The organism is Bdellovibrio bacteriovorus str. Tiberius, from assembly GCF_000317895.1.
GTDB classification, from domain to species: domain Bacteria; phylum Bdellovibrionota; class Bdellovibrionia; order Bdellovibrionales; family Bdellovibrionaceae; genus Bdellovibrio; species Bdellovibrio bacteriovorus_F.
Genome location: NC_019567.1, coordinates 233,842 through 253,461, shown reverse-complemented (window position 1 = coordinate 253,461; position 19,620 = coordinate 233,842). Strand labels below are relative to the sequence as shown.

The 19,620-nt window shown below is 41.9% G+C and carries 23 protein-coding genes; 9 read left to right on the top strand and 14 right to left on the bottom strand.

Annotated elements, in window-relative coordinates; all coding sequences use genetic code 11:
• Positions 1-118 precede the first annotated feature (118 nt).
• The 8 genes from BDT_RS01245 to BDT_RS01210 form a co-directional block, all read right to left on the bottom strand.
• Complete coding sequence (locus BDT_RS01245) at positions 119-661, bottom strand: hypothetical protein (protein ID WP_041576800.1); 543 nt, start codon at positions 659-661, stop codon at positions 119-121.
• A gap of 9 nt (positions 662-670) precedes the next feature.
• Complete coding sequence (locus tag BDT_RS01240) at positions 671-1,765, bottom strand: tyrosine-type recombinase/integrase (protein ID WP_015089438.1); 1,095 nt, start codon at positions 1,763-1,765, stop codon at positions 671-673.
• Positions 1,755-1,928, bottom strand: a complete 174-nt coding sequence (locus BDT_RS19520) for a helix-turn-helix domain-containing protein (protein WP_419144692.1) — start codon at positions 1,926-1,928, stop codon at positions 1,755-1,757. The genes BDT_RS01240 and BDT_RS19520 overlap by 11 nt, the downstream gene beginning before the upstream one ends.
• A 71-nt stretch (positions 1,929-1,999) precedes the next feature.
• The gene (locus BDT_RS01230) at positions 2,000-3,535 is read right to left on the bottom strand and encodes a hypothetical protein (protein WP_015089437.1); all 1,536 of its coding nucleotides are present in this window, start codon (positions 3,533-3,535) and stop codon (positions 2,000-2,002) included.
• A complete protein-coding gene (locus tag BDT_RS01225; protein WP_041576796.1) occupies positions 3,532-3,765 on the bottom strand; it encodes a hypothetical protein in 234 nt (77 codons plus the stop codon). The genes BDT_RS01230 and BDT_RS01225 overlap by 4 nt, the downstream gene beginning before the upstream one ends.
• 8 nt (positions 3,766-3,773) lie before the next feature.
• On the bottom strand, positions 3,774-4,022 hold the full coding sequence (locus BDT_RS01220) for a hypothetical protein (protein ID WP_041576794.1): 249 nt from the start codon (positions 4,020-4,022) through the stop codon (positions 3,774-3,776).
• Positions 4,019-4,219: a helix-turn-helix domain-containing protein gene (locus BDT_RS19515; RefSeq protein ID WP_041576792.1), complete on the bottom strand. Its 201-nt coding sequence runs from the start codon at positions 4,217-4,219 to the stop codon at positions 4,019-4,021. Before BDT_RS19515 ends, BDT_RS01220 begins: the two co-directional genes overlap by 4 nt.
• A gap of 123 nt (positions 4,220-4,342) precedes the next feature.
• Positions 4,343-5,350 (bottom strand): hypothetical protein, encoded by a 1,008-nt coding sequence (locus BDT_RS01210; protein ID WP_015089435.1) that lies wholly within the window; start codon positions 5,348-5,350, stop codon positions 4,343-4,345.
• Positions 5,351-5,661: 311 nt separating this feature from the next.
• Between BDT_RS01210 and BDT_RS01205 the strand changes: the two genes are divergently transcribed.
• Genes BDT_RS01205 through BDT_RS01195 form a run of 3 tightly spaced genes read left to right on the top strand, consistent with a single transcriptional unit; the run spans position 5,662 to position 7,699 of the window.
• A complete protein-coding gene (locus BDT_RS01205; protein WP_015089434.1) occupies positions 5,662-6,381 on the top strand; it encodes a recombinase family protein in 720 nt (239 codons plus the stop codon).
• A 2-nt stretch (positions 6,382-6,383) separates the two neighbouring features.
• Positions 6,384-6,746, top strand: coding sequence for a helix-turn-helix transcriptional regulator (locus tag BDT_RS01200; protein WP_041576790.1), 363 nt, complete (start codon positions 6,384-6,386; stop codon positions 6,744-6,746).
• Positions 6,743-7,699 (top strand): DUF4268 domain-containing protein, encoded by a 957-nt coding sequence (locus BDT_RS01195; protein ID WP_015089432.1) that lies wholly within the window; start codon positions 6,743-6,745, stop codon positions 7,697-7,699. The genes BDT_RS01200 and BDT_RS01195 overlap by 4 nt, the downstream gene beginning before the upstream one ends.
• On the opposite strand, the gene terL is transcribed toward BDT_RS01195, so the two are convergent.
• From terL to BDT_RS01180, 3 genes are read right to left on the bottom strand one after another with little or no spacing between them, the layout of a single operon-like run.
• Complete coding sequence (terL, locus tag BDT_RS01190; RefSeq protein ID WP_015089431.1) at positions 7,696-9,174, bottom strand: phage terminase large subunit; 1,479 nt, start codon at positions 9,172-9,174, stop codon at positions 7,696-7,698. The two genes, BDT_RS01195 and terL, sit on opposite strands and share 4 nt — an antisense overlap.
• Positions 9,131-9,586, bottom strand: coding sequence for a hypothetical protein (locus BDT_RS01185; protein ID WP_015089430.1), 456 nt, complete (start codon positions 9,584-9,586; stop codon positions 9,131-9,133). Before BDT_RS01185 ends, terL begins: the two co-directional genes overlap by 44 nt.
• Positions 9,586-9,789 carry a RepB family protein gene (locus BDT_RS01180; RefSeq protein WP_158320214.1) on the bottom strand — a complete coding sequence of 68 codons (204 nt, stop codon included), beginning with the start codon at positions 9,787-9,789 and terminating at the stop codon, positions 9,586-9,588. The genes BDT_RS01185 and BDT_RS01180 overlap by 1 nt, the downstream gene beginning before the upstream one ends.
• 65 nt (positions 9,790-9,854) lie before the next feature.
• Between BDT_RS01180 and BDT_RS01175 the strand changes: the two genes are divergently transcribed.
• From BDT_RS01175 to BDT_RS01160, 3 genes are all read left to right on the top strand, one after another.
• On the top strand, positions 9,855-10,517 hold the full coding sequence (locus BDT_RS01175) for a hypothetical protein (protein WP_041576786.1): 663 nt from the start codon (positions 9,855-9,857) through the stop codon (positions 10,515-10,517).
• A gap of 331 nt (positions 10,518-10,848) precedes the next feature.
• Complete coding sequence (locus tag BDT_RS01165) at positions 10,849-12,219, top strand: SPL family radical SAM protein (protein ID WP_015089428.1); 1,371 nt, start codon at positions 10,849-10,851, stop codon at positions 12,217-12,219.
• Positions 12,220-12,645 (top strand): hypothetical protein, encoded by a 426-nt coding sequence (locus tag BDT_RS01160; protein ID WP_041576781.1) that lies wholly within the window; start codon positions 12,220-12,222, stop codon positions 12,643-12,645. It begins immediately after the preceding gene.
• On the opposite strand, the gene BDT_RS01155 is transcribed toward BDT_RS01160, so the two are convergent.
• The 3 genes from BDT_RS01155 to BDT_RS01145 are packed head-to-tail and all read right to left on the bottom strand — an operon-like array spanning position 12,605 to position 17,104.
• Positions 12,605-13,999: a 5-methylcytosine restriction system specificity protein McrC gene (locus tag BDT_RS01155; RefSeq protein ID WP_015089427.1), complete on the bottom strand. Its 1,395-nt coding sequence runs from the start codon at positions 13,997-13,999 to the stop codon at positions 12,605-12,607. The two genes, BDT_RS01160 and BDT_RS01155, sit on opposite strands and share 41 nt — an antisense overlap.
• The gene (locus BDT_RS01150) at positions 13,977-15,656 is read right to left on the bottom strand and encodes an AAA family ATPase (RefSeq protein ID WP_015089426.1); all 1,680 of its coding nucleotides are present in this window, start codon (positions 15,654-15,656) and stop codon (positions 13,977-13,979) included. The genes BDT_RS01155 and BDT_RS01150 overlap by 23 nt, the downstream gene beginning before the upstream one ends.
• A 2-nt stretch (positions 15,657-15,658) precedes the next feature.
• Positions 15,659-17,104 carry an Eco57I restriction-modification methylase domain-containing protein gene (locus tag BDT_RS01145; RefSeq protein WP_015089425.1) on the bottom strand — a complete coding sequence of 482 codons (1,446 nt, stop codon included), beginning with the start codon at positions 17,102-17,104 and terminating at the stop codon, positions 15,659-15,661.
• Positions 17,105-17,294: 190 nt separating this feature from the next.
• Between BDT_RS01145 and BDT_RS01140 the strand changes: the two genes are divergently transcribed.
• The 3 genes from BDT_RS01140 to BDT_RS01130 are packed head-to-tail and all read left to right on the top strand — an operon-like array spanning position 17,295 to position 19,487.
• A complete protein-coding gene (locus BDT_RS01140) occupies positions 17,295-18,194 on the top strand; it encodes a GIY-YIG nuclease family protein (RefSeq protein WP_015089424.1) in 900 nt (299 codons plus the stop codon).
• A gap of 5 nt (positions 18,195-18,199) precedes the next feature.
• Positions 18,200-19,039 (top strand): FRG domain-containing protein, encoded by an 840-nt coding sequence (locus BDT_RS01135; RefSeq protein ID WP_015089423.1) that lies wholly within the window; start codon positions 18,200-18,202, stop codon positions 19,037-19,039.
• Between the two features lie 22 nt (positions 19,040-19,061).
• The gene (locus BDT_RS01130; protein ID WP_148278653.1) at positions 19,062-19,487 is read left to right on the top strand and encodes a hypothetical protein; all 426 of its coding nucleotides are present in this window, start codon (positions 19,062-19,064) and stop codon (positions 19,485-19,487) included.
• The last annotated feature ends 133 nt before the right edge of the window (positions 19,488-19,620 follow it).

Sequence of the window (19,620 nt, the reverse complement as noted above, 5' to 3'; positions counted from 1 at the left end):
AGTTAAGTGTATGAATAAACGGCAGTTAAGAAGAACAGAGGAATGGTAGGGAGTGCGGAGGTTGAAATTCGCCAATGATTTCAACGCTCTTTTTCCCGACCGACTACAAATCACTACATTACTTTGTCAATAGATCGATAGGTTCACCATTTCTAAACTTGGCGACCTCAGCTAGGCGATTTTTCTCTACGATTTCCGCAAATTTCGCCGCATCGACCCCAATTTTTAGTAGGCCCTCTTTGCAACGCTGATCGACCCACATAATGGCCTTTAAAAAAGTCGCCTGATCTTCAATCAATTCTTGAACGATGCTTAGCCTACCATCTGGGACTGTTGCCTTCGATTCATTATGATAGAAGTAATCGTGAACCAAGTAGTTTCGTCTTTTAAGGGCATTTTGAAGCAACTCTTCAATGTCGGAATCTACGGTTGTTTGCTTTTTCAATTTTCTCAGAAGTTCACCCAAATTACTTTTATATAGCTTCGATATTTCTTCGTGATACTTCTCGTAGGGAAGCTTACCCTTATTCTCGAAAGCAAATTCTCCCTGTAAAACAGCAGCTAAGCACTTTTCAAACTTCTGTGCTAGCCAAACCGCATTACCATAGTGTGTGAACATCTCAGAATTTTCTGTAGTCCCGTTACTTTCAAAATTTCCCATGCCAGACCTCTACTTGAAGGATATTAGCTTTCCAGACTCAATGCCATGAGTTTGTAGGCCGTCCAATACGCTTGTAGCCCCTCTAATATCAATGCCTGCTTTACGCATGTAGATCATCATCGTATCCATGTCTTTCCAGCCTCCCATAGCCATGACCTTGCTCGGAGCCACGCCCTTACTTAATAAAAGAGTCGCCCAGCTCGCTCTTAGGTCATGAAATCTGATTTCAGGCAGACCTAGTGACTTAAGAAAAAAACGAAGCTCCCTGGCCTGATCTCCTTTATCCCATTTACTCATGCGCGGAAGAACAAAGTCATTTCCGCCTGACTGAAGTTTTAGATCCTTCAATAAAGGCAATAATGGCTTTGGAATTTCCACGATACGATCATCGCCAGACTTAGTTGATTTGTATCCATCTTTGCTACTCCAGGAACAGTTCACTAGAATCTGACGTTTATCGAGACTGACTTTGTCCCAAGTGAGCGCATATAGCTCGCCATTTCTCATGCCCGTGTATAAAGCCACAGCATAATGCGGGTACCAATGCCAATCGAGTTCTTGAGATCGCCTCAAAAGCAATAGGATCTGCTCCTCATTAAGAACTGATTTGATCTTGTCGTTGACCTTGAACTTGATCAAAGGCGTCGGGTTCCGCAGAATAATTCCCTCTTCGACTGCGTACTGCAAAACACCTTTGATACATTTCACAAAGAATTTCTTGTGAGCTTCAGCATTACTACCGAGGCGATCACTCAAAATCTTGTGAATGTCTTGAGTCGTGATTTGATCGACGCGCTTATTCTCCCACAGGGGCAGAGTATGGTGTCGAAGGACCTTTTCACGATTATAGATCGTGCTTTTCATGATCTCATTCTGCTCATCTACCCTTTTAAAATAGGCCGCTACCAAATCTGGCCAGCTCGGAACGATCTTTTGATGAAAGTAGTTACTCATTTGAATAACGAGTTCTTTTTCAACTTTCATTGCCTCGGCTTTGGATTTCAGGCCTATACGTTTGTAGTTCTTTGGCACCCGAGTAATCGGATGCCTTTTGCTGTAATAAGCCGTCCACGTTTTTGTTTTTTCGTCGAATTTAATTCCCATTGAAACCTCCTCTTCGGTTAGACAGAAGAAGTCGCAACAGGTCAGATTTTAAATATCGATTTCGTCGTTGAAACTTATAGTAAGGGACTTTGCCATTACTAGATAAGTTCAACAGTGAAGCCTTTGGAATTTTCAAATATTCCGCAGCCTCTTCAGTTGTCATCCACTCTTCAGTTTTCAAAGAACAATCGTCTGGCGGGTTTATATCCAATTTTTGCGCGCTACGGAAGTCTTTCACGATGGACCTCCGTTTTCTTCAGGCAACATGTCGGAAACGTCGCAATCGTCGGAGTTAAGGGGCAGCGTTTGTTGAACTACCGACGTTTCGACATTTCTGACACCTGCTTTTGAAGAATTTGAGATTCGATAAATTCGTTCACGAGATCGCTTGAACTCAACATGCATTCCGCATTGCTCAAGATTCGTCTGAACTGAATTGAATTGTCGTCCAAAGCTGTAAGCATTTTCTGGAAGGTCGCGTGGATTTACACCAGCTTCATACGCAACTCCATTCAACTTGATCAATATCGACGTAGGAGTTCCCTCTAGAACCTCATGATCGCCCATATAGTACTTAATCGCTCTACCGAGCGGTGAAGCCAATAATGACTCTTCAGTAAGATCATTCTGGTTCTGCTGGTAAGCCGCCATAAATTCTTCTTTTGAATGTCCTAGAGCTTGCGCAAAGGCCGCTCCCCATTTTGTGAAATCCGCCAACCGAAATAGTTTCGTCAGTTGAATTTCCGGATAGAGAGCCATCGCCTTGCTGACTAGGGTGAAACAGTCACCCAGAATAAATGGGAGCTGTCTATCGAAGCGCTCGCGCAACGTCTTTTCATCTAGTCGCAGTTCAGACGGTATTCTCTGAAGATTAATCGTAGTACATCTGTCCAATAGATCAGGACGTGATGCCGGAATATTTATTCCATTCATTATGACCACGTTCTGAAGCTGATTAATAACCTCATCTTCGTCCGAAAAAAGCTTTCTTCTCACGCGACCACTTCCCGTGATGATCTTACAAAGAAGGTCAGACATTCTTGGAGAAACCATCGACAGATTATCCAGCGGCAAGACGTGTCGATGAGAGGCATTCAGCAAGAGCTGATTTTCATCGTCGGTTTGCGCATCTTCGTTTTGGGACGGATCAATCAACTTTAGCAGCACCTTCATGGTAGAGGACTTGGCAGCCCCCTGGCTTCCATGCAGAACGAGAGCTGGATGTGGAATGCCAGGAATAAACGACGCCAATACCCAGCACGCAAATAGTAATCTCTGCTCTGGGGTGATGAAGAAGAAGTTGTGCAAGTCCCAGTAGTTTCCTCCAAGCTGAGGAATCACCTGACGTTTGCCTTGGGAATAACGCTTAAAGATGTTGGGAGGATCTGTAACGATCTCCCAGCCGTTCGAAGAAATGCGAACAACAGATCTTCCTAAGTCATACCAAATTGATCCATCATGATGTGCGACTCGACTATTAAGCTCTGAAGCGTCACGCCCAAATATCGCATTAGCATTCAAAGTCTGATGAATCTGCTTAACTGTGGCATCACTAAGCGATGTTTCGAAATGTGTCCACGCTATTTGCTGCACAAATATCGACGAACCACTAATCGGCATAATGTCCACACCGTCGTCGTACTGCACGCGAATAAATCCATCTGTTCTTCGATGATTGATCAAAGAAATATTGTCCTGGGTCAAGATCTGATCAATTACTTTTTTTGCCTGATTACTTCTGATCTGTTGTTGCTTTCCATTTCTCTTCATAGAGTTCCCTTCCCCCAGCGTCCATACTCGGAATCTTCGGCTATAATTAATTCTTCTGAAACATTCAGAAACTGCTCACAAGCTACGATTGCGGTTTCGAGCCCAGTGAAATCGACCTTTAAATCGTAGTTTGTCTTTTCGCGAATCTTGCGCTGGTATCCACGGAAAACCTTGAATTGCATTCGCATCATTGCGTGCTCCATTAGGAGCAACAGCGTTTCAACTTTCATCGCACACCTCAATGAACTTTCATGGAACTGGGATTGCCGTTCCAAAGAAGGTTGATCTGAATTACGCTGAGTAATTGGTTGTATCCCGCAAGATTGTTCACATAATCTCTAAACGCCACAGAATCTGGGTCCATCTTTAGTAGCGGTGCTAAAGTGCTCTGCAGGTTCAATGCTCGCTCTTCAATAATGCTCAATAGAATTATTCCAAGTTCGACATTTTTACCAAGAGTCGTCTTTTGATATGGGGTCAGTTTCATTTATGACCTCCAGACTTCAATTTCTTTAAAACTTCGACTTCACAATTCAGTATCTTGGCAACCTTGTGAAGATGCTTAGGGGGAATGGGAAATCCCCAATTCACCCACTTTGAAATCGATGCATCTGAAACTCCGAGTTCAGATGCCAACTGGATCTGGGATATGCCTTTTTGCTCAATTAATTTCTTAAGACTCACTACTGACCTCCATGTTGAAACAACAGCATCAACAATAAGATCGAAATCAGTAGGTTGGCTAAATGAGTGGGATTAGGGGGCCAACGAATTTAGTCAGAATTAAAGTCTAATAATATTATATATTTAGTCAGTTGGAGGGGCAGCCCAACGATATGAAAGGGCCTTTTCATCAAATTCAGACACAATACTTTTAATAGAGTCTATGCCCGTAATTCGTAATTTATAATCGGGATGGAACTCCTCAATCAGCGCCAAAGTTTGACTCAGTATTTGAAAGTCCAATGGCAAGGAGTTAGTTGCTTCAGTCGATCCATAGTTCCTCAGACATCCATAAAAGTAAGCAAAGATTATGTCCTTTTGAAACTGAATCCTCGATCTATTATCAACTTGGTGAGGGTCGTAATTTTTGGACTTGAAAATCTCATCGCCTACGTCTGAGAGCTGCATACCTAAAAGAGATTTGCGCTGGGTCATATCTAAGCCGGACGAGTTTGAAATAATGAACTGGATGACTAATTTAAACGAAAGCGGAAAGAATGGATCACCAAGTACCGCTTGAGAAACCTTATATCCAATTCTGACGGCGTCCTTACGTTTTTTATTTCTGGACTCCGCCACGAGCCTGATTCGCTCTTCTCTTAGCCTACCAACTAACTCTTTCTCACCTAGAGTTGGCAGCCAACTGACTTTTAGTTGTTCAATGTCAGGAAATAGAAACGATGCAGCTGTCAATGGAGCGTTCGACTTTGCATCGCTGAATGCAAAGTGGTTTCTGGCAAGAAACTTCAGATATTCATCAAGAATTAGAACTTTAAAATCGGCTGAAGTTGTTTTGCTTACCAAAACTTTGTTCAAAGTATTTTCGTAGCTGTTATTGAATGCTTCAAGATGGGCATCTCTTTGAAACGCATAGCTATGTTCATGATAAGGCTTCTCAGGCATAAAGCTGCCATCCTCACTCTCAAACAGCTCTCGAGTTCCCGCCCGTTGAGACAACCTGGCAAGGGCATCGATCCAATATAGTCGTTTAGGGCCAACTGGCCACCGATGGGATTTTAATTTTTCGACAAGCCACTCAAGTTTATCGTGCCTTCTTGAAAGCTCCTGGAAGGATTTATCACCTTCAGTCATCTATTTCTCCGACAGTGGTCGACTGGACTTCTCAGCCTTCTTCATATCTTCAGGATAGCTCTTCTTTGCCTTTTGATACCCCTCAGCTAGCAATGCTTCTATGACCTCAACCTGGGTCATATTCATCACCTTAGCCAGTATCTCCAAAGATCTTTTCGCCTGTTCTGACATTCGGAAAGAAATTGGATTAGGTCTTTTGTTTCGTACGTCTTTTTTCTTAAGTGCCATAAAGTAATGGTAATTACTGGCACTACGTTTGTATATCCAAATGTATTGACATATTGCAGCATTACTGATACCATGCATCGAATATGAAAAATGCCGCCATCTACGCTCGAGTATCCACATCGCACCACGACCAGAATCCCGAAGTTCAACTTTCGACACTTCGACGTTTCTGTCGTTCGCGTGAATGGAAAATTGAGCATGAGATCATCGATCACGGATATACCGGAGGAAACGATAAACGTCCTGGCCTTAAGCGACTCATGGAGTTGGCTAAATGCCGTGAAATCGACGCCATAGTCGTCCTCAAAATGGATCGCCTATTTCGCTCTCTAAAACATCTAGTGACAGCATTGGATGACTTTTCAGCACTTGGAATTGAGTTCGTCGCCGTCACTGACAATATCGACTACACCACTCCAAGCGGAAGGTTGTTTGTCCAAGTTCTGGGTAGCCTCGCCGAATTTGAAAAGGCCCTGGTCCGAGAAAGAACGCTTTTAGGGCTTCAGCATGCAAAGGCTAAGGGAAAGACATTGGGACGCCCCCGAACCATCGACTCCGATGTGATTCTCTCGTTAGATCAGGAAGGCTGTTCCCAAAGAGAAATTCAAAAGCGCACAGGAGTATCTAAGGGGACGATCTGGCGCGTACTCAAGGCGTGCCCCAAAAACCCCTCTGAAACATCGGTCAAAAAACCCAATGATTTCAACCGACAAAATTCGGAATCTGAATGCCCCACAAACGAACGAATAGTGGGCACTCAGAAGTCCGACGAAAAGGACAAATCGTCCGGCAATGAGGATTAACAATGAAGAAGCCGGACTTAACATCAAACACTCGAATTAAAATGCCGATTGTAAATTCAATGAATTTGAAAAAGCAGCTTAGATTTTATCTAGACACTCATGACTTAAGCGCAGCTCAGTTAGCGCGAAAAGCAAGCGTACCCAAGCAATCTCTTTCGGGATGGCTTGCGGGAAGTAATCCCCGTGACGTCCGACAAGTTAAAAGGGTGGCCGATGCTCTTGGAGTTACCTTGGACAATCTCATGTTTGGAAGTGGATCTGATGAAGAATCCAAAAAGCATACCGAACTCAGTTCCTTGCTTGGTGATGAATGGATTGGCGGCATCTTCGAAGTAAAGTTCCGTCGAGTTAAAAGTAGATCATGAGCAAGTTAAGAGAAGTTGCAAAACTCGAGATCGTACCTGTACGCCAGGCATTCAAACACGAAGCACATAATTTCACCCGCTGGCTTGAACTGCATATTGACGCCTTAACCGAACGGTTAGGCTTTGAATTATCCGTTACAGCGCGAGAGCAAAAAGTTGGCGATTTCAGCATCGATTTGGTTTGTGAAGATGATGAAGGCGGAGCCGTAGTCATAGAGAACCAACTTGAAAAGACAAATCACAATCATCTTGGACAGCTTTTGACTTATCTTGTGAATCTCGATGCAAAGAAGGCAATTTGGATCACAACTGAACCACGCCCAGAACATCAAAAGGTCATTGAGTGGCTGAATGAAGCATCCTCAACAGATGTAGGCTTCTATTTAGTCCGAGTCGAAGCCGCTAAAATTGGCGACTCACCGTTCGCACCTATTTTTACTGTCCTAGCTATGCCAAATCAAAAAATCAAAGAGGTGGGCGAGAAAAAGAAGGAGTGGGCCGCAAATCACCTGGATCGATATTCTTTTTGGTCTGAGCTACTTGAGAAAAGCAAAGGTAAGACGAAACTTTTTAGCACAATCTCCCCAGTGCGATTTCATTATATCAACATGGGAGCCGGACAGAGCGGAATTTACTTTGCTTATACTGTCACTCGCAAAAGAGGCACCGCTGAACTTGTCATCGACAAAGACAAGCAAGAAGGCGGAGCGAAGAACAAGAAAATGTTCGATCAAATTCGGAAACACCAAGCCGAAATTGAACGAGTGTTTGGCGGACCAATTGAGTGGGAACGAATGGAAAGCGCCAGGTCGTCGCGAATTAGAATATCGATTGATGGCGATCCTTTTAACAATCCTCAAAGCAGGGCCAGACTTCAAGAGCAGATGATTGACGCCATGATTAGACTTCACGAGGCTTTGAAGCCTCATATCGAAAACCTAACTGCCGATTAAAATTTTGTGATTTTATCCAAAAACGTAATTGCCTTATGACGGCTCTGAAAATCGTTCAGCGCCATGGTCATCGCATCGACTTGATCATCATGTTTCCCACGCGGAAATCGAAGTGCCTCATCAATCAGATCACTTACCAACGGGTTTAGATTGGGATCAGGTAAGAATACATTTCCAGCTTCAATTTGCGGGCAGACTGCCGAGAGCCGCGCTAATTTTGACTCTGTCGGATTTATCGCGATAATTCCTGGAATGCTATCCTTCAAAGTCGATATGATCGCAGATCCATTTGCTTTGTCCTCTACAAGTTTTCGAAAGGCTCGCGGCCACTTTTCCGTAATTGCTTTAAACGCACGAACAGTATCGGGAAACGCCATTCTTTTCCGAGTTTGATCTAGAAGATATTTGTTCGCGCCAACACGACCCCATACTTGACCAACAACGTAGTCTGAATTTTCAGAGTCTTTAAAACTCATATCCCAAGACTGAATTATTTCGTCGAACTTGATGGGTAGCTCAGAATAATATCTGAACCATGATTTCTGAATTATTGCCCCCTCGCTAGGAGTTGGCTGCTGTTGATACTGAGCTGCGAACGCAATGCTGCCCAAAGCTCGCTTCTGTCGGTCGATCTCTGCAGTGTCCTCACGCTTGGGAAATAGAATTTCGCCTTCATTGCAAATCTTCACTTTTCCCGAAACAGGAAAATTATAGATTGTTCGAGACTCCGCCAAAGCTGGAACGCAGAGGTGCGTCCAATCGCCTTGCTCTAAAAGATGTCCCGTCAAATCATTTTCGTGCAGCCGTTGCATAACGACGACGATGGCCCCATTCTTTTTATTATCCAAACGAGTCGTCAGGGTCTGATCAAAGAAGTCGATAGCTTTCTGCCTTAAGACATCCGAACTTGCTTCTAAAGGATTGTGAGGATCATCAACCACAATTATGTCGCCACCCTTGCCCGTTGCCGTACCGCCGACAGAAGTTGCAATCATGTGACCACGTCGTGTGTTCAAAAACTCAGTTTTAAGATTCTGATCGTCAGTTAGAGAAAATAACTTCCCCCACCGATTCTGAAAATAGGGCGATTGAATCAAATGACGGCGATCAACTGAATGTTTCGTTGCGAGAGATTGAGAGTAACTGGCAAAAATCCAACGGTTCTCTGGACGTGCAATCCAAGACCAGACAGGCCACATCACACTTACGCAAAGGCTTTTCATGTAACGGGGTGGAATATTAATGATCAGACGCTTTTCATCGCCATTGCTTACGGCCTCTAGATGCTCTGTGATCAATCCAATATGCCAGTTATGCAAATATGCGTTCTTGGGCTCAAGCACGTCCCAAGCGTCCATGACGAAGCGAGAGAGGCTTTTCTCGGCCAGCTCGTAACTTTCATTTTCCAAAAGCTTTAGAAGTTCAATTTTTTCAGTCCTCGATAAGGACAGTTCGTTTCTGTAAGAGCTTTTCAATGCGCGTCTCCATTTCATCCTCAGTCATCGACTGAATTTCAATTGGCCCGCCATCCATTCCAGTATGTTCGAGTTGAACCTTTGATTGGCGTCCCCATTTGTTGGGAAATTTTCTTTCAAGTCTCCAGGCAGCAGCCGTCCATTCGCCCTCTTGCGCTGCTTTATCGATCACATCCAGATCACGCTTTTCTGATTCAGCTAACGCCTTTTTTACTGCGTCCGATAATTTTACTGTCAGAAGTGTCGAATCGTCGCTTTCTGCCTGACGAAGCCAACGATAGAACGAGTCTTTTGATACTCCCGCAAGGGCAACTGCCGTTTCTACGTAGGAACCGACACGAATCGCTTGCGCGATGGTTTCGATCAATTGATCTGTGAGCTTTGGAGTGGTGTCTTTGGGATGTCTTGCCACTAATCCTCCTGCTTAAAGAACTTTTCAGGAACCGTAGACCGTATCATTTCCTCTATGGCAGAACTTTCAGTAACACCGTGTTTTCCACACCACGCAGCCAAACCTGATTTGGCGTTTGCAGATATAAAGAAAGTTACCCTTTTCTTTTTAGGTTCTGATTTTCTAATTGCTGCCAATATCTGAGATTCTTTTTGTGTGTTCATTACATACGATTGTACATACGATTTTATGCAAATGTATAAACAAATTTCGAAGCCCTCGAACAAATATGATTGGCATTGTGCCCAACAAAGTGGCATTAGATGCTATGAAAATTTATTTGAAGAAATGCAAAAGCTACGCGCTCTGCATGGGAAGTTCGGCTTCAGAAGGCGTTACCGAATTAACGAAGGGCATTCGTTTTACCGCAAACGCTGTTAGCCAGACTATGGACACCATGAATGGCGGCATACTTAAGCACGGCGGTTTCCATCGTCTATACGGTGGCCATAGTATTGTTGACTCCGATTTGTGGGGGCGCTTTGGATTTAGATTCGCTAGAGAAGTCGGCAAAGACTCTTTAACGACAAACGGCATCCCACTTCCTGGTGTCCAAACAGCGGTTACCAAAAACCTTATCTCCCCCAAAATTGCGCAAAATCTCGGGAGTCTGAACATCGGCGATTTTTTGGCTTCAGGTATCGCAATGATTGATACTGGGGTGAGCGCTCATCGCTTCATAAAAGATCGTGCCTCATTTTTAGAAAGCTCAAATAGAGTTCTAATCAAAGGTACGATTAAAATCGCAACAGCCAGCTTCCACGGTAACCTGCCACTAATGGCCCTAGGCACGTGTGACCTGGCTATGTATGGATACTCTAAGATTGAAAAGCGGGCTGAAATTGACTTTGAGCTTGCCCCACATTTTTTCCCTTTTGCGTTTAGCAGGTAACTTACACCCTCAAAATGGGGCATTATAGATAGGCTTAGATTGAGCCTCAGGTATGACGCTATTGGTCATTAGCCCTGATCCGTATAAATTTGTAAAACACCATCAAACGAATTGCCCATCATTAAGGCAGTTGTTATACGGCGTCACATGGCCAAGACAAGAGCAATCCGTTTTTCCGAAAATGAAGAGAAGTTGATTCAGGAGTTCCTAAAACAGAACTCCTTTTTCGATTTTTCATCGCTGGCAAGGCACGCGATTTTGTCTTTTATCGAGAACCCTTCGCTAAAGCTGAAATCAGTTGCAAAGCCGAAGAGCCAAAAAGAGGAGATTTATGGACAACAATGATCTTACAGTCGCCGACCTAAACAACAACCCATCCAAAGGGGCTTCGCTGATTAATCTCGATCTGCATAGAGGATTAAAAATCACGGGTGATTTTGTATCGGACACTCCAATTACTGATGACCTTCAAGACGAGGAAAGCAAATTAATTGCTAAATCATCGTTCAAAGACACTTACGATTGGACGCCTATAAAAGACTTAGAGATTAGAAGCAAAAAAGTCGATATTCGTGGTGGCATTCTTTTTAAAACTCCATTCAAAGTCGTCAATTCACACGCGACTTGCCAACAATGCCTGTACGCATTCGAAATCGACACGTACGGAAGAGGATGCGTTCATAACTGCGTTTACTGTTATGCCAAAGCGCAATTGACTGTACATGGTTACTGGAACAACCCCTTTCCAGTACCTTTAAATATTAACGAAATTCACAATGTCTTCTACACAGTATTTGAAACCGACAAAACTTCAAAATGGCGACCAATACTAGAAAAAAGGATTCCTCTCCGAATTGGCTCTATGAGTGACTCATTCATGTGGATGGATCAAAAGTATAAAGTAACTCAGCATCTTCTAAAGATCCTAAAACATTATAACTATCCATATGTAATCTTCACGCGCTCAGACTTAGTAGCAACAGATGAATATATGTCCTTGATTGATCCGAAACTAACATCAATCCAGTTCAGCATTTCATCCACCAATGATGAAATGAATAAAAAGATTGAGCCTGGTGCGCCCTCTGCCAAAAGACGTCTCGCTGCCATTAAAAAAATTAGCGAGGCTGGATACTGGACGACTATCCGAATAAATCCAGTTTTCCCAATCCATCCAGATGGGTACTTTACGGATGCGAACTTCCAAAAAACAGATGAAACTCCAAAATTTGACTATTTCTCTTTCGATATGGTCGATGAAATGGCCGCATCAGGTGTGAAGTCGATCTTGGCAGGGTTTGGAAGATTTAGTACCTACTCGCTAACTCAATTGGAAAAGGCTACAGGATTTGGGCTACGAAACTTCTATACGGATGAGGTGCGAAAATCTAAACGTGATTTTCACTTTAGCGACAACGAAATTCGTTATTATTATGAACAGATCAAAAAAAGATGCCAGCAAAGCAATGTGCAGTTTACCACATGTTATATTGGCAACGGAGAAAATCATTTTTGGAAAGACCAGGATCTTTGGTCAAACAAAAAAGATTGCTGCAATATCAAAGATAGAGTTCCGGCATTTCATACCAACAGTCGAGATATACCATTCGAGACTCGCTTAAAATTTACCGCTCATAAGTCGCAGCTTCCAGTTTCCGAAGAAAGTTTACACCGACCTCTTGGGGATGGTCCTAGTCTATAAATGAAAAAGGAAATAACTCTTCCAGGATTAAATATACAGTATCCAATTTCTCAAGAAATAAGGCTTGGAAATAAAACTGTAGAAACAAGATTTTACCCCATCCCCAAAAAGTATCTCAATATTCCAATGTGGCTTATTGAGACGCCAGGTAGTGTGGGAAATTTCTCAGCGCGTGCGATTGCTGTAGTCATTTTCGACTCCTGTTTTGAATACACAAGTGAGGCTGCATTTTATAAGGACTCAAATCGACATTTGGTAGATCGGAAATCTGATTGGAAGTGGGATAAGAAAAAAAATAAATGGGGATGGACTATTTCAAAAATATATCCACTTAAGCAGTCAATACCCGTTTCTAAAAGACGAGGCATCGTTTATACAAACTCTATTAAGCTGCAGACCTCAGAGCAGTTTTTGTTTCTTGAATAGAAGATAACAACTCAACTCCAAATAAAAAAAATATTTTATCAACTTCCTCATTTGTTGCCACCGATCCGACATCAAATAAGAGTTGAGCGAAATTAATTGGAATCTGAAATATATCAAATTCGTTTTCATCGTAAATTATTTTGTTCGTGAGAGCATTAGAGTCCGATCCAAATCTAATATATCTCCCTTGAAGGATATCTCCGTAAGGAACAATACCGGTTACCTCATCCAGACAAACTAAACCGTAAAATGACTGGAGACTTAATCTGTTATTGTGTGTTCGAGCATAAGAAACAATCTGATATAAATCGTTCCTTTTTGTATCCTCTACCTGCTGATCTTTCACTAGTACTTTGTGTTTAGCATCGAAGAGATAAATTGAGTTTTTAAAATCCTTTGCCAACTTCTTAGGAACTGACGGATGAAATTCAGAGAAAACGCCCTGACAGTCGGGACGCATGTTTCTATATCTGACAACTTGTCCATTCCGAATGACTTGTATCTCATTAATTTCATCATCTTTAAAAACTTCAGTTTGCAACGAATAGTCTGAATAAAGCGAACGAAGAGAGCACCGCAAAACTATTTCAAGCAAGTAGTTCAGATTAAAAAGCAGGCCTTTGAAGCGAAACTTGTCCTTAGAAACACCTTTAATTCCATACATCAGATAGTGAGAAAAAAAATCGATCACTTCTGTGAGGCTCATCATCTTAACTGGTAGCTCGATAGAACTGGGGTTCTTCATAATATCTATCCCAGATCTTAGACGAACATTATGCGCATTTGAAATCGGATCAGATGACTTCGGAATGTCTTTCACAATTTGAAGTCCATTCGTACATTCTCGCACAATCGACTTCGTATTGAGGCCTAGCGCGATTAAATGATTAACAAATTGGACATAGCCATCTTTGATTACTCTAAACTCCGCGCGATCAAAAGTAAGTTCACTGTATACGCAATTGAATGCTGTCTGCCCGAGTTCGCTCTCAATTTCGAACTTTGAATAATCAACATATCCAAGACAAAAATTTTGAGACTTGCTTACTCTGACAAAAATAGGATTTAAGTGCTGTGCTAACACAAAATTGAATCGGCGTAACCAAACCAAAACTAGGAACTCCAGAAATTCTTTATGAGTGCACGCATCGGTGGTTACAGAGTCGGTTGAGTAAATGCCTTTACCCATCGTAGTCCTCTGCCAGGCGCACTGAACACCACGCAATGCCGTTCTCAGATCTTCACCAGACAGCATCTTGAGCGACTTTGGCAGATAAACACCGTCTTGGTCTATCCCAGCATATTCATGCTCCAGCGCACTTTGACTAAGTTTAGACTTTAGCTGCTTTATCACTTACGGATTTTCCCAAATATGACTTCAAGCTTTCTTTTTCACGCTGTGACCACGACTTAATAATTTCTTTGATTGTAAGATCATTTTCCAAACAAATTGACGCAACCTGTGGCTTGATTTCCTGCGATACAAACTCTTCGTAGTAAGCCCTAAGAGACTTCGCAAAATCTTCGTTCATTAACTTTTCGCTTATTTCTCCCTGATGTATAGCCGTCACAATTTTTTCTGCAATGGACTGAGATACTTCCATATGAAAACTATGGCCTATCTTCTTTCGCTCGACAGCGAATATTGAGTCTTTGTGAAGATCTAAGACGTCGTGAAGCGCCATAAGGGACATGCTTGGCAAGGGAATGAGGTACTCAGGATTTCCGACAAAGGAATCGCAAATCTTATTATAGAAATCAATGATGCTATCACAAGTCGCTTTATCGATTTTAATGTCTGATTTTACATTCTTCTTAAGCTTTGCGAGGTCTACCTCATGAGAAATCTCATCAATCGCACGACGAATTTTTCTTATTTCCTCAGTCTTTAGAAGATCCGGACGAGGAGGACATTCAATAATTTTAAATCTTCTTTTCATCGCCTGATCAATTTCACCAATAGATCTATCAGCGCTATTCATCGTTCCGATCATTCTTAGATTATCTGGCCAACGAAACTTTTCACCACTATATTGAAGTGCAATTGGTTGTGAGTTTCCATCATCATCAATATCTGCCAGCGCAGTCATTAGTTCACCGAATACTCTTGAGGCATCAGCTCTATTAATTTCATCGACGATTAGAAGTTGGGGGCTCTTATTCACCCACGAGGCCGATTTAAACTCGACTTCAATTAAATCTCCATTCTTGGAGATCAAATTCTTAGGCAGAGACTCTTTATTGAATTTTGCGGAGGCACCGAGTAGCTCAAAAGGTTCCAAAAAACCATCTTCATCGCCAGGATCGAAGGACACCAATAAATCTTCTGGATCGTTGATCCCATATCTAGAAAGTAATCCGGTAGGAAAAATGATCTCTGTTTCATCTTTCCTTTCCTCATGTATTCGTCCACAAACTTTGGTTCTGACTGGCGTGTCAGTTGCCCGTCGATAGCAAATCATTAGTGGACCATCGACAATCTGAGTAGTTCGATGATCACCGATTGAGACAAGCCGCTCTCCCTGTATGAAATGCTCATAAGTGTAAGAAGAGTGAAACTGAATTAAAGTTGGCTCTGCACCAGGATTCTGACGTTTTGCGAGATAGGTCTTACCCGTCCCTGGAGGACCATAATAGATTACGTTTTCCATGTCGGAATTTCGCACAGAAAATGACTCATTTTTCTTCGTCGCTCCTGCCGCCACAGCCGCAAGATAGAAAGCTCCACCTTTTTCGACAACTTGCCCAGTTTTAAAAAGGGTTGTATGGCTTGAGTAGAGATTACGAACATTCACTTCAATTGCTTTTTCGGTTTCTCTGGACAGCCCTAGGTCTCCCCGAAGCTTTAGGTCATCTGGAAGCAAAAATTTATTTGCTTCCAAATAAGAAATAAATTTCCCCGGAAATTCTGATCTTGAAATTCCATTATTTTCCTTTAAGAAGGCAAGAGCCATCCCAAAGAGATGTGCCTCATTAGAAATCTGGTAATCTTTCTTTTTCTTTTTGGCCATTCTTAAGCTGCTTTCTCTAAATCTTTTCCGTAAGCGTGATCGAAGTAGATCCCCTCAAGCATTTTTAGCTTGCTAGCACGCACGCCAAATACCTTTTCAGACATTTCTTGGCTTCCGCGGTTTGGATCGATTGAGTCTTTGAGAATCCGATCAACCAATTTCCGAGATTGTCTAAGCGCTACTTCGTCTGGAGCTGGAATTGGCAGCGAAAGCAATCTGAAAATGTTTAGGTTGATATTACTGACAAGACTTCTTAATGCCGAGTCAATTGCTTTAGAGTTTAGCATCAAATAGAGATAATGAAGAACTTCTTGGTTCGGACAACTGATCTCAACCAACGACTCATTGACATCTTTATTGCTTGAAACCAATGCAGCTTTGATTTTTCTATTAGAGTTGGGAAGAATTTTATTAAGTACCAACTTTAATGTCTTTCCAGAATGAACATCATAGGGAGAAATGGTCTTTCCTGACAAAGCTTTGTTATATCCCGCTTCGTAGTGTTTTACTTTCCCCATGGAGATCTCTACCCCATAACGATCAGCCCACTCTTCAAGAGAATGCCTTGATAGTAAGTCAGCGTTTAACTCAATTTCTTCATTTGAACTTGGGCAAGGAATAGTAGCATCCTCTCCGATAGCAGAAATCGAAAAATAAGTTCTCTCAAGACCTCTGCATACAAAAAGGTTTTCTGATTTTCTGTGTGAAGTACGTTTATAAGTCAGGAGGATAATTTCGAAATTCTTATCGACACACTCAAATTCGTATTCAGGATTGTCCTTGTTTTTGAACGAGTTAATCTTGACGACTCCACTGCTCAGCATTTCTTTACGTAATTCCGAACTTGATTTATCCCCAAGAAATTGTCTTGGAAGCACAAATGACAAAGTAAGCTCAGCGGAAGAAAGTGAGAAAATGACGTGAAGAAATGACTGATAAACATTCTTGTGCCCTAGACTACGAAAGTACTCGTGCTCTTTATTGCGTTCATTTCTTATTTCTTTAATTTCAGTAATATTTGTCTCGTCATGTTTTCTTGTCGTGTATTCATCCCAAGCAGGATTCCCAATTACAAAAATTGGTTTGTTCGTTTTAATGTGCTTGCCTGCTGAAAGCAGAAAGTTGTCTTTTATCAGACTAGGACGACTAGCGATATTCTTAGACCTAAGCCATTTTTCAGTTTCAGACTTAAGGATGCCGAAAGTTTCTTTATGATTTTCGAAACAGATTGTGTTGGCAACTAGCCTTTCCATACTACGCTTATCTAAAGCAGCAAAAGCACACTCCCAATAGCCAATAACATAATTTCCCGTACCGGCACCAGGCTCGATCAGATAGTAGTCTTTTTTTAAATCTGACTTGGAGAAAGATAGATGCACGCTTTTTTTGACGAGAGATATTGGTGTTGGGTACATTCCCTGGGCTTTATTAACTTTATTTTTTTCCATGTTTACTCCACGCGTAAGTACGTGGATTTCTTATCTGTTTAATGCCCTCCTTAAGTAACGGGATTCAAGTCTAAAATAGGTCCTGAAATAAGAAATTTGTTTAATTCTGAACAGCTTTAACTAGACGTTCTTTACCAATGTCTATGTTTTCAGTACTCCAAAAAGACGTGAAATTACCGATCAAAACTTAATGAATATAATCGGCAAAACTTTAAAAATTTATGTTCGCGGACTTAATGCCAGATCCCTCAAGAGCATTGAAATCGTAAATTGGACTGGCAAAGCGTTTATGGGAAATAGAAGTCACTTGAAGCAAATGAGAGATATCTCTGAATTAGAGGAAACTGGTATTTATTTGCTACTACATGACGACGAGGACTCAGACCTCACAAAAATTTACATCGGAGAAACCGACTCTTCTTCTAAGCGAATTATTCAGCACGCGAAAAAAGACTGGTGGGAAAATTTCATAGTATTTGTCAGTCGTGATTTAACTAAGGCACATGTCAGATACTTGGAAGAGAGACTCGTACGCTTGGCGAAACTTTCCGTCTCGTCGCTGAAAGTAATGAACGAAGATATGCCATCTGGATCTAAGCTTCCTGAGCCTGATGTCTGCGCGATGGAAGAATTTTTGGCAAATATGATATTTGTACTTGAGACTTTAGGATTCGGATTGTTTCTGACGGAAAAACGCATGGATGATCCGATACAATACACGGGAGATGCCCCAACATACTATCTAACCCTCCCAAAAGATCTTTCTGATGATGGCGAAAACCAGAAGGCGCTGATGCACGTTACCGATGGATCATTTGTTCTCAAGGCTGGCTCGCCGATACGGAAAAGCGCAAGAGACAGCTTCAAAAGTCACAGCTACTTTGGATTGTGGCAACAAATAACAAATTCAAAGGCTGTTAGACCCTCTCAAAATCCAAACTTCCTGGAAACAACTCAGGACATGGAGTTTAAATCTCCATCAGCAGCGGCAGCCGTTGTGAGAGGTGGTCAAACTAACGGACGTACCGACTGGAAACGGGTCTCTGATGGAAAACCACTCTTTGAATGTGAGCTGGAAGAAGCAGCTTAGCCTCCATGGAGAGATTTAAAAAAACTATCGAAATACCTTTTGAAACGTTTAATGAAGTTAATTCCTGGGAAGATTTCCAGCAAGAAATGGATAGACTGAGCACAACTCTTCAATCCTTAAAAGAGGAGCAAGGATCTACATATGTATCTCCACCGCTTTTTAGGGGTCATGCCAACTCAAATTGGTCGCTCGACTCAACATTGAATAGAGCCAGTGGTAGATCAGAGACGCCAATAGTAGAATATTTATCAATAGCTAAAATGGCCTGTAGGGAAATTTGTCAGAGCTTTCCTTCCGCTCCGATATTTCATGACCTAGGCGATATTGCTGATTTTGACTTAATTCTTACGCCTGAAAATATTCACAAATATATTCCGGCACTTGCCTATTTACGCCATCATAGTTTTCCATCACCATTATTGGATTGGTCGCAATCTCATGACATAGCGGCATTTTTTGCTTTTAGAGATCAATCTGATAGCGACTTTGTTTCTATCTATGTTTTGTTAGAGTACTTAAACTGGGGAAAAATTGTGAACTCTTCGAGTCCCAGGATTCTAAGTATTGGTAATACTCTGGATATACACCCTCGCCATGAAAATCAAAAAAGTGAATATACGGTTTGCCTTACCAAAGCAGGATCCATTCAAAGTTTCGCTCAGCACGAACTTGTACTCACCAAGAATGATAAGGCACAGGACGTAACATTGAAGTTCAGCATCCCAAGGCGAGAACGACAAAAGGTCATGCATTATCTCACAGGTAAGGGCATCACGGACTCATACATTATGGGACCGACTGAGGACTCGCTGGTAAAAGCTCTTTCTTATAAATTCTTTGGCTAAGACAAAGGCGGTCTAACTAATTATGTCCGTTTCAGAAAAAATGATGAGCCTACATAGATATTTTATTTGGGCAGATAGGATGCGAGTCCACTGCGAACAATTGCTCAAATCTAAAAGGCAAGACGTTCTCAACACAGAGAGCATCGAGCATCTAGAGTACATCATGTATATGTCATTTTGGTATGGAGAGCTTTTTGTAGTTGTAGAAGGCTGGCAGAATTTAAAAATTTCCGACCCCAAGATAGACGAATTATTAAAAAATGAAGAGAACCTGAAATATCTAAAACGGTACCGTAACGGCGTCTTTCATTTTCAAGAAAACTACTTTGATACCAGGTTTACAGACCTCATTGAGGAGAAGTCCTCACCAAAATGGATTCGAGAGCTAAACATGGAGTTCTCGAGATACTTTTTGGACTACTTCAAAAATCAAAAATCTCAGCCGTAGCGTTTTGAAAACCTGTAGCGTCCACAAGCTACAAACAGACTGCAAATGTGGTTATTTCGAGTGATTTCGAATGATATTTAAAATTTCTGACCTATCGCGATTTCTGTCTTAATTATTTGTTTTTACTTACGAA

Coding starts and splice junctions, on each gene's coding strand:
- BDT_RS01205 (WP_015089434.1), top strand. CDS start 5,662: ATGAAAAATGCCGCCATCTACGCTCGAGTATCCACATCGCACCACGAC.
- BDT_RS01180 (WP_158320214.1), bottom strand. CDS start 9,789: ATGAACACACAAAAAGAATCTCAGATATTGGCAGCAATTAGAAAATCA.
- BDT_RS01145 (WP_015089425.1), bottom strand. CDS start 17,104: ATGGAAAAAAATAAAGTTAATAAAGCCCAGGGAATGTACCCAACACCA.
- BDT_RS01165 (WP_015089428.1), top strand. CDS start 10,849: ATGGACAACAATGATCTTACAGTCGCCGACCTAAACAACAACCCATCC.
- BDT_RS01220 (WP_041576794.1), bottom strand. CDS start 4,022: ATGAAACTGACCCCATATCAAAAGACGACTCTTGGTAAAAATGTCGAA.
- BDT_RS01230 (WP_015089437.1), bottom strand. CDS start 3,535: ATGAAGAGAAATGGAAAGCAACAACAGATCAGAAGTAATCAGGCAAAA.
- BDT_RS01195 (WP_015089432.1), top strand. CDS start 6,743: ATGAGCAAGTTAAGAGAAGTTGCAAAACTCGAGATCGTACCTGTACGC.
- BDT_RS01240 (WP_015089438.1), bottom strand. CDS start 1,765: ATGGGAATTAAATTCGACGAAAAAACAAAAACGTGGACGGCTTATTAC.
- BDT_RS01135 (WP_015089423.1), top strand. CDS start 18,200: ATGGAGAGATTTAAAAAAACTATCGAAATACCTTTTGAAACGTTTAAT.
- BDT_RS01210 (WP_015089435.1), bottom strand. CDS start 5,350: ATGACTGAAGGTGATAAATCCTTCCAGGAGCTTTCAAGAAGGCACGAT.
- BDT_RS01175 (WP_041576786.1), top strand. CDS start 9,855: ATGATTGGCATTGTGCCCAACAAAGTGGCATTAGATGCTATGAAAATT.
- BDT_RS19520 (WP_419144692.1), bottom strand. CDS start 1,928: ATGACAACTGAAGAGGCTGCGGAATATTTGAAAATTCCAAAGGCTTCA.
- BDT_RS01200 (WP_041576790.1), top strand. CDS start 6,384: ATGAAGAAGCCGGACTTAACATCAAACACTCGAATTAAAATGCCGATT.
- BDT_RS01150 (WP_015089426.1), bottom strand. CDS start 15,656: ATGGCCAAAAAGAAAAAGAAAGATTACCAGATTTCTAATGAGGCACAT.
- BDT_RS01225 (WP_041576796.1), bottom strand. CDS start 3,765: ATGAAAGTTGAAACGCTGTTGCTCCTAATGGAGCACGCAATGATGCGA.
- BDT_RS01130 (WP_148278653.1), top strand. CDS start 19,062: ATGTCCGTTTCAGAAAAAATGATGAGCCTACATAGATATTTTATTTGG.
- BDT_RS01245 (WP_041576800.1), bottom strand. CDS start 661: ATGGGAAATTTTGAAAGTAACGGGACTACAGAAAATTCTGAGATGTTC.
- BDT_RS01140 (WP_015089424.1), top strand. CDS start 17,295: ATGAATATAATCGGCAAAACTTTAAAAATTTATGTTCGCGGACTTAAT.
- BDT_RS01160 (WP_041576781.1), top strand. CDS start 12,220: ATGAAAAAGGAAATAACTCTTCCAGGATTAAATATACAGTATCCAATT.